Below are 14,587 nucleotides of genomic sequence, written 5' to 3' on the forward strand. Positions count from 1 at the left end.
GGGCACGAATAGGGACATCCCTGTCTCAGGAACGAGAGTTTTGCCTGCCGGCAATCATTTTTACCACGTGTATTTAGCGCCAACCCGTAACGTGTATTGATAAAAATCCTGCTGACCCCAAGCCCCTGCAATATTGGTCCAGGCCGTCCACCGGTCGCCTAAATCGGCGTTCATGCCCAGCTTCACTTCAAACCGGTTGTGCGGATACAGCGTGCCTAGCGGCAGCTGGTTAAAGTTGATGGAACTGGTCAGATCGGAATACCACCAGTTCAACGTCAGATAGGGCTGCGTTTTCTTTCCGTCGTCACGAATCCAGGTGCGGCTGGTGCGCACGCCCAGCCGGGCAACAAGGCCGCGAGAATCGGCACCGCTTATGCTGGTGCCATTGGGCTCGGTAATGTCGCCTTCGGTGTAATCGATATAGATCAGCTGGGCCTGCGGCTCCACGACCCAGTCGTTACGCAACGGGACCGCGTATCCGGCCTCCCCGGAGAGCGCGAGCCCTTGCGCGTGGTATTTCACGGTGGGCAGTTGGTCGCCTTCGACATTGTTGGCAAACCAGCCGTATTGCAACCAGGTATCGACATAAGCGCCCAGTTTGTTGTCGTCATTCTGATACCAGGTGCCATAGGCGCCAATAGCCCAGCCATCCACGCTGCTTCTGGCGTGCGCACTGTTGTCCAGCGCATCGGCGTCACCATTGGCGTTACCATAGCTGGCCATCGCGCCCACGTGGATTCGATCGGTGTCGCCGTTGCCTTTCCAGTCGGCCATCTCGACACCGCCATGCAGCAGAAACGACCGGGTACGCGTACCAAATATGCCGTCGCGGCTTTCTGTTCCTTCTTTGCTGCCCACCATGCGCAGCCACCCAGACTTTGGCGTGTCTGCATCCGGATCAAACCCTTGGCCCTCAATGTATTGGGGCTCGCCCAGCCGGTCATGCAAACTGTGCACAAACATCATGGCCGCCAAGCGTTGATTGGCCAGATAGGCCGCCACTTCGGGCCGGTATAGCGGCTGAGGTGGCGAGGGTGGCGCAGGCGGGTTTGGCGGAGCTGGGGGCGGTGGCCCCGGCCGTTCAGACCTCAGATACCATGCATCCGTATCCGTTCCATCGTCCCCACCGCGAAACAGATGGTATTCATACGCGCCCGCCACCGCCCTGCCTTGCAGGGCAAAGGCATTGGATGCGCTGGCTTCAGGGGTCTTGTTCAGTATTTCTACAATCTCGATACCGTTGGCCTGGGTTAACGCGCCAGCCCCGCCAACGTTTTTGATCTGGACTCGGGTGGGGCCGACTGGGCCCTCGCGTGTTGAATCGACGACCAGCATGTCGGACTGACTATGCGCGGCCCCTTCGTTCAGCACCGTGTTCAGCCGCAGGGCGCCACCATTCGAGATAAAGGCACCGTCTCCAGCCTGGCCCGCTGTCTGGCCCCCCGTGATGACCAGTACATTACCCACCGCATGACCACCCCCGGTGAGGTCGATCAGGCCGCTGTTGCTAAAAGTGGTGGCACCGAGAATCTGGCCTTGTACCGCGCCGTGGGGGATGGGTGCATTGGTGCTTTGCCCGGCGGGCAGATAAGCGCCCGTGGCATCAAAGGTCTGAATGCCGGATGTGGGTTGTGCCGACAGGGTTAGCGTGCCGGTATTGTTAACAGCGTTGTTACCGCTGATACCCAGGTTGCTGACCGCCACGTTCCATGTATCGCGGCTACCGGCGCCAGTGGTATCGACAAAGCTGCGGAGGTTCCACAGGCCACTGTTATTAAAGGTCACCGCAGAACCCATGGCATTCACCACCCCGGTAATCTGGCCGGAGTTGGTCAGCGTAAACAGCGGTTGTCCAATTGTCGGGGTGCTAGCCCCAACGTGCGCCACCGGGGGCACTGGGATGGAATCATCCACCGGCTGCAGTACTACCGGGTCGCTACCGCCCAGTCCCGTAACATCGGCCCGCACGGCGACATCGCTTAGCGCTTCAATACTGGAGGAGTTATCGAGCGACTGGTGTGTTCCGCCTAGCATGACGCCCGCACTTGAGCCCCATCCTGCGCTGACGGGCTGGCTATTCCGGATGGATATGGAGCCCCCTTGCGTACGTCCCTCAATGCCCGATGAATTGGCACCCGTCGCGGTGATGGTTCCCGCGTTGTCTACCGAAATAGCGGCAGCATCCGTGGCCTCTGCCAGGATGCCCGAGCTATTGCTGGCACCCAAAGTCTGGATTGCGCCCTGGTTGGTGATGGTCTGACTCCCCAGGCCCGACCGCGTGTGAATACCCTGCTGGCGGTCTCCCCGGGCAATCAGGTTTCCGCTATTGGCCACGGTGAGCGTGCCCAATCCCGTGCCGGTGTAGTCATTGCTGGCCAGAATGGCCGCACCAGACCCATTCACATCGATGAGCGGGCCGGTATATACGACGCTCACATTGCCGCCTTGGCTATATCCCTGGAGGCCAAAAGAGGCAATGCCGGTGCCATCGCCCGTGCCCGCATCTGAATGCGTTACCAGCGTGCCCTGCGCTGTAATGTTGATCGCTCCGGTCGCGGAGGTGGTCGTGGCATAAATGGCGTTGCCGTTGGTGTTAAAGGTTTCAATCCCCGCACCGGTGTAGTTAAGCTGTACGTTGCCGCCGCTGGAATCCGCCCGGATGCCGCCAGCCCCTGAGCCGTGAATAGTCAGGCGGCCGCTGTAATCAACACCGACATTGCCATTTTCTGCGCTGACAATAATGCCCTGCCCCCGCAGTGAACCTGAATCGCCCAATACCGAGATGTCACCACGACCGGTAACCTGCACGCCGCCCGTCCCACGCGCAGTGAGATAAATAGCCCGTGACCCGCTTGTTTCTGTGCTGCTGCCGACGATCAGAGACCCTTGATTGTCCACCTGGATGCTGGTGCTGGAGTTGGTGGCGGCGTTAGCATAAATGCCATGTGCGGTCGGGCCGATGGTTGTAATAGCGCCGGCGTTGCTGATATCAATCAGGCTGCCGCTGGCGCTCGACCGGATGCCGAAGCCGTTCAGGCCATCGGTGGTAATCGCCCCTGTGTTCACAATCTGAGTGGCACCCGTCCCACCTTCTGAATAGATGCCGAAGGCGTTGGGGCCATGCGCCTGAATGGACGCTGCATTGTTAATGGCGGTATTGCCAGAACCAGTGGTTCGGGTATGGATGCCAGCAAAATTGCCACCAGCTGAAGCGGGATCCGTCTTATTGACCTGCAAGTCGACCTGGTTGCCGATCGTCACGGCGACGCTTCCCGCATTCACGGCTTTGAGCCATACCGCATTGCCGCCCGCTACCGAGATCGTGCCACTGCCGTTGTGCACTACGGATAGATCACCGCCGCCGCTGCCGTTGATATCCAGCCCGTCGCGCTCGCTGCCCGTCACGGCGTTGTTGATATTCAGCGTGGCACCCGCCTTGACCACAATGCTTGATGTGCCAGTGGACACGTTTGAAAGGCCCACACCATCCTGGCTGCTGCCTTGCATGGTGATGGTATTAACGCCCGCATCGAAGACAACAGACGCGTTGCCTACACCCGCCGTCACCTGAGCCTGCACCCCAACAGCGCCCGCAGCGCCGCTGTTGGTCACCGTGGTCCCTGCCAGAGAAACACTGGCATCAGCGCCTTTTGCCGCCGCGCGGATACTGCTGCCTGATGGCGTGGCGACCGTGGTACCTGTAGCAGTCGTCACCGTCGCAGCCGTACCAGTCGCAGCCGGCGCGCAAGACACGCTGACCAGGTCCCCAGAGTCAGCGCCACATCCCCCAATAGCAGCGGGAGTGGCGGGGGCGCAGAGAAGCATCACTCCTACCCGGAAGGCGGCCAGCACAAATGAACCGGGCGGAGACGCGGCCCAACTTTCGCCGGACTCATATGCCCCCGAAGCCTTGTCCATTCATCTCTCCACTGAAAGTTGTGCGACAGGATGGATAGATGAAAGCATAGGACATACTCATCATTCAGTCGGGGTTCGCGTATTTCGGAAGACGGTCGGCAGCGACAGCGGTGGAGTGGTAGCTCACTTCGATTCCCCGGATTCATAACCCGCCGGTATTGAGTTCAATCAGCAGGAGCGGAGACTCTGGAACGGCTGCGGCCATTGGCAGTGGTGAACGCGAGCCTCTGCTTTGAACGAAGTGCAGCTGGGGCGGCAAAAACGCCGGAGGGATATTGGCCGAAGCGGAAGTTGGCAGACAACACTGTAAACGGCTGCTACCTACCCAAAACGGATCTGTTGCACGGCAATAGCCAATGCCCTTAACCGAGCATCCACCGAGGAGAGAGCGGGCCAGCCTGTGTGAATCGTCCTTCCGTCATCTATCTGCGTGTGCCACAGCTGCAAGCGCACAATGGACCGGAGTTTGGTGAAGGCTTAATTAAAATATGTTGTTCAGGGAGCCTTACAGGCAATATCTGGAGGGTCTTATGCGCTTTTCTTCGATTAGAAGTTTGCCAGCCCACGCCGCCATGATCATCGCGCTGGCCTCACCGAACGTCCTGGCTTGGGACTGGGATAGTTGGGAGGCAAACGGTTACGACACGTCCTGGCATCCACTTATTTACGGTACGGGCTTTTTCTTTAGTGATGACAGTTTGTCGCCGCCTCAGCCGACAGCCAATGGTTACATGATGACAACCGGTGAGCTATTCCCAGGTTATGTCACGCTGGATCAGGTATTTTCTGATCCCGAACGGATCGATTTCAGTTGGTCTTACGTCAATGGTAATACCCTGCGACTGGAAGATGTCTGGTTTGGCTACATGTTGAACGGCGTAGCGACACCGCTCTACCATACGCTTGCCGATCCGGCCGTCACCACGGGCGCTTCGAGCGCCTTCATCGGCGCCGGCCAGGATTTCGCGTTCTATATGTACATGCCCAACGGTGAGCAACCCAACGAGTTCGGGGTTACCGGGCTGGATACCATCAATATGACGGCAACCATTACCCCAGTGCCCGAACCCGGCACGGACCTACTGCTGCTGGTAGGGCTTGGGCTGAGTGCCCGCGTGGCACGGCGATATCGGGGCAGTCGGCCTAACATTGTTAGGCCTGCGTGACATTCTGGCAAACATAAGGACTGCATGGCGGGCCATGCAAACCATCGCCCCATTCGAGTTTAATTTGCGCCAATAAACGCCCTGTATTAATTGTTAATGCGGGGCTTTTGTTTATTTAAGAGTGAGGGAGATTGGAACGAGCATCTGTTTTCCGGGCTGGTAATCCGCGAGCCTGGGAACGAAGATTCCTGCGACCGTTTCAAATGGAATGGGTGAGCCTGTTATCTCAGATAGTTAGTGGTCGTTTTCAGCGTGGAGCGGACCTAAACCGCTTCGCTCTGGAAAACGGCCATCAACCGTCTGTGAAACCTTGGCCGAAACCCGACCGCGAGCGAGTTCCAGCTCGCGTACATTAAAGCCGGAAATCTCCAGTTCTAGTCGCTCGGCCGGGCAGGAGTAGATCATTGACCATCCTGTGGTGTTTGTAATTTTCGTGTCACTCAAATTTGCAATATTTGATCGGCACAAGTCCTTCCAATCAATTTGGGTCTATGCCTCCGAGGAGGCATTTTTTCTGCCAGAAATATTGGCAGCTTTTAAGCCCGTAGACGTTACCGAGGAACCTGTGAGTGAAATCGTTTTATATGGGTTTGATGTTGAGTATTGGCATTTCGTGCCATGCGGGCGAATGGCCCAGCGTAATTGTTGACTCTTCTGGCCTCGGCATTTCACAGCTCAGTGACATGATTCGCCCCATCTGGATGAACGGAGAAAACGGCCTCAAAAGGGCCGTAATCAATATGGTCACTGCAGAGTTTCCTCAGGGCGTCTTGTCACCGTCAAAACTGGAAGCGATGGGATTTGATTGTAAAAAAACGCAGATATGTACTTATCATGGCGTGGTCAATTACGAACTTCGTGGGTTGCCTAAAGAAAACGAGAGAAATCGCTTCAGGAGAACCACTATTGATATAGCGCTCGATCCTGACCAAAGGGTTGAGGCCGTGGAACTTCAGAAAAGGGATGAAGTTATCCAGCTGACCAATGACAAATAATTCTGCGGATAACCTGGGGCTGATAGAAACCGACCCCGCGCAGATTCTGGGTGCCATGCCGGCGAAGGAATACACCTACGCCAAAGCTGATGAACCACTGCGGTTGATGCACACGCACAGTTGGATTGCCCACGGTCAGTGTAGCGAACTTCAATAGCGGCTTTCGAACCTCACCTGCCGGTCACCCTCTCACCGGAGCAACGACAAGTAGTAGATTCAAGCGGCCTTTCATTTATCCTTGCCGCCTAAAAGCCTGACTCGCGCCGCTCACTCCATTCCATCGCTGTTCGTTCGAGATGTTCGAGAAAAACCGCAGCAACCGGAGAAAGCCTTTTGCCGCGTGGATAAAGCGTGAACCACCGGGATTGGAGTGGAAAACCGTCCACATTGAGAATGGTCAGTTGATCGTCCGCGGGGCGCGCAGGAAGAGCATGACGCGAAACCACTGCAAGACCGAGGCCTCCGGCAACAGCCTGCTTGATCGCCTCATTGCTGCCTAACTCAAGCCTGACTTGCGGCACGAAGGCAGCGCCCGAGAAAAACGCGTCGCATGCCAGGCGTGTGCCTGAACCACGCTCGCGCAGGATGAAGCGTTCGGCCGAGAGGTCAGCAAGTTCCAGATGGCGCCCCTTCAGTGGGTGCCCGTCGGAGGCAATCAGGACCAGCGGATTAGGCAGGAACGCGTGCTGTTCGAGGTCGAGGTTCTCGGGCGGCATCGACATGATGTATAGATCATCACGGTTTTCGCGCAGACGTGCGACCACCCCGTCGCGATTCAGTATCTCGAGTGCAATCTCGATGTTCGGGTGTTCCGTACAAAAGTTGCCCAACAGGCGTGGTACAAAGTACTTCGCGGTACTCACCATCGCGACGCGCAAGCGTCCCTGTTCCAGCCCCTTCATGGCATCAAGGGTCTGCTCAAACGTGAGCCACTCGTCCAGCATGGTCCGTGCCGTTCCGGCCAGCGCTTCGCCAGCAGCGGTCAGGAAAAGACGTTTGCCGATCTGCTCGTAAAGCGGCAGACCGGCGGCCTCGGCAAGTTCGCGCAGTTGCATCGACACCGTCGGCTGTGTGACATGGCAGGCCTCCGCGGCGGCGGTGATGCTACCGCGCTCGGCCAGCGCCAGAAAGAGCCGCAATTGACGAAAGGTGGCATTCATAGAGATTTATCGATAAATATCATCATAAATATCGATTATTGCTTATTTTCTGCCATTGGTAACATTGCGACCCAGCGCAATCGCTGGAAGGCTGGATACGACTCACTATGAAAACGCATACCTCTGAAACCCAAGCCACCGTCACCCCGGCACTCGCCCTGCAATTTCTCAAGGAAGGCAACGCGCGCTTCGTCAACAATCTGCGCGAGAGCCGCGACCTGCTGCAGCAAGCCAATGAAACTCGCGATGGTCAATGGCCATTCGCCACCATCGTCAGCTGCATCGACAGCCGTACATCGGCCGAGCTCATCTTCGATCAGGGCCTCGGGGATATCTTCTCCGTGCGTATCGCCGGTAATGTGATCAACACCGACATCCTTGGTAGCCTGGAGTTTGCCTGCAACGTAGCCGGGTCCAGACTCATCGTGGTGCTCGGACACTCCTCATGCGGCGCCATCAAAGGCGCCTGCGATCACGTGGAACTTGGGAACCTGACCGAACTGCTGTCGAAAATCCAGCCAGCAGTGTACCAGGAGGGCCAGACGCTGGAACCGACCAAGCGCAATTCGAAGAACCCTGCGTTCGTCGAGAATGTTGCCGACCTGAACGTACGCCATTCGGTGCGCTCGATCATCAATCGCAGCTACATCCTCGAGCACATGGTCGCCGCCGGCAAGATTGGCATCATTGGCGCCAAACACGACCTGGCCACGGGTGAAGTCACCTTCTTCGATGACACCTGGTTGAACGACAAGGCATCTATTCAGGCGATGGTCGGGTAGGAAACCGTCTTTACGCTTGATCGGAATCAGTCCCTGACGCCTGTCGGGCGGTTTGCTCCGCCATGAGGTAGAGACCACCTATGCGTATCCCGTAACCCCAGGATAGTTATCCTCAGGTACTCGCACGACTGATCTAGCGTTTAACTGCTCTGGCTCACCCCTTCAAAAAACACGTCGATCATGTGCGCGATGATTTTGTCATCGTCCATTTTGGCGTACAGGCGCAGGTAATCGACAGCAGGGTCGCAGGTGCGTGAGTAATAACTGAACAGGATGACCTGGTCAGGCAGATTACTGCGCAGTTCGCCTTTGGCCTTGGCTTTTTGTACGGTTTTTTCCAGCACGCCATTGAGTTTGAGCACGCGGGTTACGTACCGCATATTGCGGGTGAGCATGTCCCGTACTTGCGGGCTGGTTGATGGCATCAGCGGCAACCCGCCTTCAAGGCGGATCTGCAACGCCCAAGCCAGCAATCCCCGCAATTTCTCTGCGGGTGTCAAATCGGGCGGTAGCGCTGCAAACCACACCAACGCAGCATCCAGCAGCCGAATCATCGCCTCGCCGACCAGATCATCCTTGGACTTGAAGTGCTTGTAGAGGCTGGGTTTGGAAATTCCCACCTCTGCGGCGATGTCGTCCATGGTCATCAGATCAAACCCCTTGCTGGCCAAGGTGCGCGTGGTCGCATCCAGAATTGCGTCTTCACGCAATTTGAACGCCTGATCCTTGAAACTGAGTTTGGCTAAAATACTCATTGGTAATTTCGTTTACTGTATGGTAGATTTTTTTACAGAAGGGTCACAAACCCATCTTAGCACCGCCCTAGCCAGTTGAAACAGCTTTTCCAGCAAGGGCGATGATTTCTCGGGATGGTGCCATAAAGCGCCAAACCGGCGCAGCGTTGTTGCATTTGGGGGGATCAACTGCATGGCACTGCATCCAGACCATCGTGCGGCCCGTATGTGGTTAGACAAGACAACACAAAAAAGGAAACACGGTGGGAAACATTCGTAAACCCGGCAACCCGGCGCGACAGCGCATTGCGGTCATTGGCGCCGGGATATCCGGCCTTGCCAGCGCCTGGCTGCTAGCGCGCGACCATGCGGTAACGGTATTTGAAGCTGGCCATTATGCGGGGGGCCATACCAACACGGTAGACGTCACCCTCAATGGCGTCACCCACCCGGTCGATACCGGATTCCTGGTGTTCAACGACCGCACCTATCCGAACCTGATTGCGCTGTTCGAACAGTTGGGCGTGCGCTCGCAGCCCAGCGATATGTCTTTCGGGGTATCGCTGGATGGTGGGCGGCTGGAATGGGCCGGTAGCAATCTGGATACGGTATTCGCCCAGCGCAAGAACCTGGTTTCGCCACGTTTTCTGGGCATGCTGCGCGACATTCTGCGTTTCAACCGCGAGAGCGCGCGCAATCTGGAAGTCACTCGCGCTAACGGTATTTCGCTGGAGCAACTGCTGGTACAGGGTGGCTACGGTACGGCGTTTCGGGATGACTACCTATTGCCGATGGCGGCGGCGATCTGGTCTAGCGCCACCGATGACATCCTCAAGTTTCCTGCCGCCACCTTCTTGCAGTTCTGCATCAACCACGGCTTGCTGCAAATCGAAAACCGCCCGCAATGGCGTTCGGTGATGGGCGGCGGGCGAGAATATGTGCGCAAGCTCTGTGAAGCCTTGGCGGATTTGCGCTTACGTACCCCGGTGCTTGAAGTCGTGCGCTCGGCAGATTCAGTCAAGGTGCGCTTTCGCCATGGCGATGAATTCTTTGATGCGGTGGTCTTTGCCACCCATGCCCCCACCACGCTGCAACTGCTGAGCGATGGCGCCAGCGCCGGCGAACGGGCGCTGCTCAGTGCGGTGCGTTATCAACCCAATGTGGCGCTGCTGCATACCGATACATCATTGCTGCCGAAACGCCAGAAGGTATGGTCCGCCTGGAATTACCTGGGCGGCGCCAGCGTGAATGGGCACCGCCCGGTCTGCGTGAGCTATTTGCTTAACCAACTGCAACCGTTGCCGTTTACTGATCCGGTGATCGTCACCTTGAACCCGATCAGTGAACCAGCACCGGACAAGCTGCTCGCCCGTTTTGAGTACGAACACCCCTTGCTGGATCAAAACGCGGTTACCGCGCAAACGCTACTGCCACAGTTGCAAGGTGAAAACCGCACCTGGTTTGCCGGGGCCTGGACTGGATACGGCTTTCACGAGGACGGGCTTAAATCCGCCCTGCGCGTGGCGGCCGACTTTGCCGCGCAACCGGCATGGGCGCAGGTGTGACATGAACGGCGCCAAACTCGTCTTCGGCCAGGTCATGCACCAGCGCTTGCGCCCCGCACCGCGCCGGTTTGTCTACCGCGTGTTCTGCTTGCGGCTGGATATAGACCAGCTCGATTCCCTGAACAATGCCTTGTTTGGCGTGAATCGCTGGCGCGTGCTGGGGATCAATACCCGCGACTACGGGGCGCGGGACGACACACCGCTGAGCTCATGGATACGCCAACTACTAACCACAGAAGGGCTGCCTGCCGATGGCCGTATCTGGTTGCAGACCTTTCCGCGCATGTTTGGCTATGTGTTTAACCCGGTGAGCTTCTGGTACTGCCACGATGCCGCCGGGGGATTGCGCGCTGTACTGGCCGAGGTGAACAACACCTTTGGCGAGCATCACCGTTATCTGCTCACCGCCCCGGATAACGCCCCAATCACTCCCCAGACCACGCTCACTTGCCGCAAACAGCTACATGTGTCGCCGTTTTGCCAGGTACAAGGCCACTACGAATTCCGCCTGCGTGAGTGTGAAAACACCGTGTTTACCGCGATTGATTACCACGATGCGCAAGGCTTGCTGATCCGTACGGCGATCGGTGGGCATGCCGTTCCTTTTAGCGTGCGCAATTTAGGCCGCGCGTTGCTGACTCACCCGCTGCTCACGGTCGGCGTGGGGGTCCGTATTCACTGGCAGGCGCTCAAATTATGGCTGGGCAAAGTGCCATTTCATCAAAAACCCGCGCCGCCACAACACAGCTTGACGCTGGCCCATCACGAGGAGATCAAGTCGTGATTCAAACCCAATCGCTAACGCTGGCGCCGTCCAGCGCTCCTGCCGCCGCGCGGCTGTTTCTGAAAACCCTGCGCAAACTACACACGGGCCACCTCACCCTGGTAACTCCGGGTGGGGCCAGATTGCTATTTGGCAATTCTCATACCTTGCCCGGCGCGGAGTTGTTCGTGCACGACTGGAGCGCCTGCCAGCGCATCATGACCGGCGGCGATATCGGCTTTGCGCACGCCCTGCGCCATGGCTGGGTTGAATCGCCGGATCTGACCGCCTTGATGCAATTGGCGATTCGCAATGAATCCGCCATGACCGCCACGGTTTGGGGCAACTGGGTCTCCCGCGCCTGGTACGCATTACGCCACTGGCTGCGCCCCAACACCCGTGCTGGCAGCCGCCAGAACATCCACGCCCACTATGATCTGGGCAACGATTTCTACCGCTTGTGGCTGGACGAAAGCTGGACTTACTCCAGCGCTTTGTTTGCCGGGGATTTCAGTTTGTCCTTGCCCGATGCCCAATCCGCCAAATACCAGCAGGTGCTGGATATGCTCAAGCTCAAACCCGGCATGCGCGTACTGGAAATCGGTTGTGGCTGGGGTGGTTTTGCTCACTACGCAGCGCAACGCGGGATTGCCGTGCATGGCGTAACGATCTCCCCCGCGCAACTGGAAATCGCGCAGCAACGCATCGCCAATGCGGGCCTTACCGCGCTGGCGCAACTGGAACTGCGCGACTACCGCGACGTTACCGGGCAATACGATGCCGTGGTTTCCATCGAGATGTTTGAAGCCGTTGGCGTGCAGTTCTGGGAGCAATGGTTTCAGGTGGTTCGCGAGCGCTTGGCACCGGGCGGCAAGGCCTTGGTGCAATCGATCACCATTGAAGAAAGCCGCTTTGAACGCTATCGCACCAGCAGCGATTTTATCCGCCAGTACATTTTTCCGGGCGGCATGCTGCCTTCATTAGAACGCTTTGTGAGCGGAGCAACCCAGGCGGGTTTCTTCACCAACAACGTGTTCGCCTTTGGCAAAGACTATGCCGAAACCCTGCGCCGTTGGCGCGCGGCCTTCGACGCCAGTCACCCTGCCGTGCTCGCCCAAGGCTTTGATGATGCATTTATCCGTACCTGGCAACTTTATCTGGCTTATTGCGAAGCCGGTTTCGACGAGGGCCGCACCGATGTCGTCCAGTTTTTGCTGGAACGCCGCGACTAATGCGTTGCTGCTGATGCTCATGCTCACAGCCGCCACGGCATCCGCTGGCTGGCGTAGTGATTTGGGCAATGCGCAATTGATTGGTGAAGGCGACTTTCGCTACTTGGGATTCAAAATCTACAGCGCCCGGCTGTTCAGCCGTCACGAGCCGTTCGATGAGAACCAGCCATTTGCGCTGCAACTGGTCTACAACCGCGCCCTGACCCGTGAAAAGATCGCCGATGCCAGCGTGGATGAACTCAAACGCATCTACGGCGCCATCTTGTCAGACACGCAGCTGGAAAACTGGCGCAAACAGATGTTGCGGGCATTTGTGGACGTGCAGATTGGCGATCAGCTCACCGGCGTCTATCTGCCGGGCCTCGGCGTACGGTTTTATCATGGCGATGCGCTCAATGCCCAGATTGATGACCCGGTGTTCGCGCGGGCATTTTTCTCGATCTGGCTTGACCCGGCCACCCGCGACCCCGCGCTGCGTACCCGGTTGCTCGGTGGCAAGCCATGAAAACCTTGCCACTGGCAGCGTATGGTTTTCTGGGCATGCCATTGGCCATGGTTGCGTTGCCGGTCTACGTGCAAGCGCCTGCCTGGTATGCCGGACATCTGGGACTAGCCTTGCCGGTCACCGGTTTTGTACTGTTTGCAGCGCGTATTTTCGACACCGTGCAAGACCCGTGGCTGGGCCGGATGATTGACGTCATGGCGCGCAAAACCGCGCTGGGCCTGGCGCTGTGGCTCGCCGCAATCGTGCTGGCACTGGCTTTCACCGGCCTGTGGTTGCCACCAATAGCCGGTTCAACCCCCGCTCTGGCCGGATGGCTGGCGCTGATGCTGGCCCTGATCTACAGCGCGCATAGCGTACTCAATATCACGCTGCTGGCGTGGGGAGCACGCATGACCCCCGATCTGCCCACTCTCACTCGTGCGGCGGCCTGGCGTGAAGCATCTGGTCTGGCTGGCGTCGTTCTGGCCAGCGTATTGCCGGTGTGGCTGATGACCGCAGCCCCCTGGCCACCCGCGCAATCGATGGCGGTATTTGCCGGTGGCTTTGCGCTGCTATTGATCATGGGCCTGATCCTGTTGCTGCATTTTGCGCCGCTATGGCCGATTCGCGCGGGTGTACCACCGGCGCGGGTACGGGCCAGCCCGGCGGTTCGCCGCCTGTGGTTACCGTATCTGGTGAACGCATTGTCGATCGCCATTCCCGCCACCCTGGCACTGTTCTTCATTGCCGACCGCATTCTCAAGCCGCAGTGGGCGGGCCTGTTTCTGGCGGTTTATTTCTTGTCTGGCGCAGCAGGTTTGCCCGTGTGGACGCGCCTCGCGCAACGCATTGGTCCGGCGCGGGCTTGGGGTTGCAGCATGGTCCTGGCCACTTCCACTTTCGTCTGGACGATCTTTCTGGGTGCGGGTGATGTCTTGGCCTACGGCGCGGTCTGTCTGCTGGCCGGGCTGGCACTGGGCGCTGATCTGGCCTTGCCGCCGGTATTGCTGGCCCGCGCGATCCCGCCCGACGCAGACCCTGCCGCTCACTACGGTGTCTGGAGTTTGCTGGCCAAGCTGGCCACCGCGATATCCGGCCTGGCGTTGCCTTTGCTGGCGTGGCTGGGTTACCGGCCCGGCGTGGCCGGATCGGGCGGCTCGGCGTTGGGACTGGTCTATGGCGCCTTGCCAGGCGTACTCAAGTTGCTGGCATTCGCAATTCTGTATTTCCAGGTCATTGCCAAAGAGGAGCAACCCGCATGAAGCGCACCCTGATCGCCCTGTTTACCATGGTATTGGCTGCGTGTGCCGGACCGGATGTCAGCCACTACGCCAACGAGCGCCCCCAACTGGATCTGGCCCAGTATTTCACCGGCCACAATGAGGCTTGGGGCATGTTCCAGAAGCGCAATGGCGAAGTGGTCAAACGCTTTCACGTGCAGATTGATGGCCGCATCAATGACGGCAAACTCATCCTGGATGAACACTTTGTGTACAGCGATGGCAAAACCCAACAGCGCGTCTGGACACTCACTCACGCCGCTGACGGCAGCTGGCACGGCACCGCCAGCGACGTGATTGGCGAAGCGGTAGGTCGGGTTGCTGGCAATGCGCTCAACTGGCGCTACACCTTGCGGCTGCCGGTAGATGACACCACCTATGACGTCCAGTTTGATGACTGGATGTACCTGATGGACTCCCACGCCATGATCAATCGCGCCAGCGTCAGCAAGTTCGGCATCGAAGTGGGCCAGGTCACGCTGTTTTTCCGCAAGCAGGAGTAAACGCG

The 14,587-nt window shown here is 58.2% G+C and carries 13 protein-coding genes; 9 read left to right on the forward strand and 4 right to left on the reverse strand.

Features of this window, described 5'->3' with window-relative positions; genetic code table 11:
- Nucleotides 1-60: 60 nt before the first annotated feature.
- Nucleotides 61-3,714 (reverse strand): autotransporter outer membrane beta-barrel domain-containing protein, encoded by a 3,654-nt coding sequence (locus tag P4L78_RS08805; RefSeq protein WP_309327671.1) that lies wholly within the window; start codon nucleotides 3,712-3,714, stop codon nucleotides 61-63.
- A gap of 734 nt (nucleotides 3,715-4,448) precedes the next feature.
- Here P4L78_RS08805 and P4L78_RS08810 point away from each other — a divergent pair.
- Nucleotides 4,449-5,084: a PEP-CTERM sorting domain-containing protein gene (locus P4L78_RS08810; protein ID WP_283147833.1), complete on the forward strand. Its 636-nt coding sequence runs from the start codon at nucleotides 4,449-4,451 to the stop codon at nucleotides 5,082-5,084.
- A gap of 234 nt (nucleotides 5,085-5,318) precedes the next feature.
- Here the strand turns inward: P4L78_RS08810 and P4L78_RS08815 are convergent, their stop codons facing one another.
- On the reverse strand, nucleotides 5,319-5,489 hold the full coding sequence (locus P4L78_RS08815; protein WP_309327672.1) for a hypothetical protein: 171 nt from the start codon (nucleotides 5,487-5,489) through the stop codon (nucleotides 5,319-5,321).
- Nucleotides 5,490-5,653: 164 nt separating this feature from the next.
- Here P4L78_RS08815 and P4L78_RS08820 point away from each other — a divergent pair, with 164 nt between their 5' ends.
- The gene (locus P4L78_RS08820) at nucleotides 5,654-6,079 is read left to right on the forward strand and encodes a hypothetical protein (RefSeq protein ID WP_309327673.1); all 426 of its coding nucleotides are present in this window, start codon (nucleotides 5,654-5,656) and stop codon (nucleotides 6,077-6,079) included.
- Between the two features lie 245 nt (nucleotides 6,080-6,324).
- On the opposite strand, the gene P4L78_RS08825 is transcribed toward P4L78_RS08820, so the two are convergent.
- Nucleotides 6,325-7,239: a LysR family transcriptional regulator gene (locus tag P4L78_RS08825; protein WP_309327674.1), complete on the reverse strand. Its 915-nt coding sequence runs from the start codon at nucleotides 7,237-7,239 to the stop codon at nucleotides 6,325-6,327.
- 107 nt (nucleotides 7,240-7,346) lie between these two features.
- On the opposite strand from P4L78_RS08825, the gene P4L78_RS08830 reads away from it, so the two are divergent.
- Nucleotides 7,347-8,021, forward strand: a complete 675-nt coding sequence (locus P4L78_RS08830; protein ID WP_283147830.1) for a carbonic anhydrase family protein — start codon at nucleotides 7,347-7,349, stop codon at nucleotides 8,019-8,021.
- A gap of 140 nt (nucleotides 8,022-8,161) precedes the next feature.
- On the opposite strand, the gene P4L78_RS08835 is transcribed toward P4L78_RS08830, so the two are convergent.
- Nucleotides 8,162-8,776, reverse strand: a complete 615-nt coding sequence (locus P4L78_RS08835) for a TetR/AcrR family transcriptional regulator (protein WP_283147829.1) — start codon at nucleotides 8,774-8,776, stop codon at nucleotides 8,162-8,164.
- A 242-nt stretch (nucleotides 8,777-9,018) separates the two neighbouring features.
- On the opposite strand from P4L78_RS08835, the gene P4L78_RS08840 reads away from it, so the two are divergent.
- From P4L78_RS08840 to P4L78_RS08865, 6 genes are read left to right on the forward strand one after another with little or no spacing between them, the layout of a single operon-like run.
- A complete protein-coding gene (locus P4L78_RS08840; RefSeq protein WP_405051516.1) occupies nucleotides 9,019-10,320 on the forward strand; it encodes an NAD(P)/FAD-dependent oxidoreductase in 1,302 nt (433 codons plus the stop codon).
- Between the two features lies 1 nt (nucleotide 10,321).
- Entirely contained in the window at nucleotides 10,322-11,104 is a 783-nt protein-coding gene (locus P4L78_RS08845; protein ID WP_309327675.1) for a DUF1365 domain-containing protein, read from the forward strand.
- Nucleotides 11,101-12,315: a cyclopropane-fatty-acyl-phospholipid synthase family protein gene (locus tag P4L78_RS08850; RefSeq protein WP_309327676.1), complete on the forward strand. Its 1,215-nt coding sequence runs from the start codon at nucleotides 11,101-11,103 to the stop codon at nucleotides 12,313-12,315. Before P4L78_RS08845 ends, P4L78_RS08850 begins: the two co-directional genes overlap by 4 nt.
- Nucleotides 12,281-12,820 carry a chalcone isomerase family protein gene (locus tag P4L78_RS08855; RefSeq protein ID WP_309327677.1) on the forward strand — a complete coding sequence of 180 codons (540 nt, stop codon included), beginning with the start codon at nucleotides 12,281-12,283 and terminating at the stop codon, nucleotides 12,818-12,820. Before P4L78_RS08850 ends, P4L78_RS08855 begins: the two co-directional genes overlap by 35 nt.
- Nucleotides 12,817-14,061: an MFS transporter gene (locus P4L78_RS08860; protein WP_309327678.1), complete on the forward strand. Its 1,245-nt coding sequence runs from the start codon at nucleotides 12,817-12,819 to the stop codon at nucleotides 14,059-14,061. The genes P4L78_RS08855 and P4L78_RS08860 overlap by 4 nt, the downstream gene beginning before the upstream one ends.
- Nucleotides 14,058-14,582: a DUF3833 domain-containing protein gene (locus P4L78_RS08865; RefSeq protein WP_283147823.1), complete on the forward strand. Its 525-nt coding sequence runs from the start codon at nucleotides 14,058-14,060 to the stop codon at nucleotides 14,580-14,582. The genes P4L78_RS08860 and P4L78_RS08865 overlap by 4 nt, the downstream gene beginning before the upstream one ends.
- The last annotated feature ends 5 nt before the right edge of the window (nucleotides 14,583-14,587 follow it).

Source organism: Silvimonas sp., assembly GCF_031291215.1.
Lineage (GTDB): Bacteria > Pseudomonadota > Gammaproteobacteria > Burkholderiales > Chitinibacteraceae > Silvimonas > Silvimonas soli.

Excerpts from the sequence above, each read along its gene's own strand:
- P4L78_RS08815 (WP_309327672.1), bottom strand. The coding sequence starts at position 5,489 with ATGATCTACTCCTGCCCGGCCGAGCGACTAGAACTGGAGATTTCCGGC.
- P4L78_RS08835 (WP_283147829.1), bottom strand. The coding sequence starts at position 8,776 with ATGAGTATTTTAGCCAAACTCAGTTTCAAGGATCAGGCGTTCAAATTG.
- P4L78_RS08860 (WP_309327678.1), top strand. The coding sequence starts at position 12,817 with ATGAAAACCTTGCCACTGGCAGCGTATGGTTTTCTGGGCATGCCATTG.
- P4L78_RS08845 (WP_309327675.1), top strand. The coding sequence starts at position 10,322 with ATGAACGGCGCCAAACTCGTCTTCGGCCAGGTCATGCACCAGCGCTTG.
- P4L78_RS08855 (WP_309327677.1), top strand. The coding sequence starts at position 12,281 with ATGTCGTCCAGTTTTTGCTGGAACGCCGCGACTAATGCGTTGCTGCTG.
- P4L78_RS08810 (WP_283147833.1), top strand. The coding sequence starts at position 4,449 with ATGCGCTTTTCTTCGATTAGAAGTTTGCCAGCCCACGCCGCCATGATC.
- P4L78_RS08830 (WP_283147830.1), top strand. The coding sequence starts at position 7,347 with ATGAAAACGCATACCTCTGAAACCCAAGCCACCGTCACCCCGGCACTC.
- P4L78_RS08865 (WP_283147823.1), top strand. The coding sequence starts at position 14,058 with ATGAAGCGCACCCTGATCGCCCTGTTTACCATGGTATTGGCTGCGTGT.
- P4L78_RS08825 (WP_309327674.1), bottom strand. The coding sequence starts at position 7,239 with ATGAATGCCACCTTTCGTCAATTGCGGCTCTTTCTGGCGCTGGCCGAG.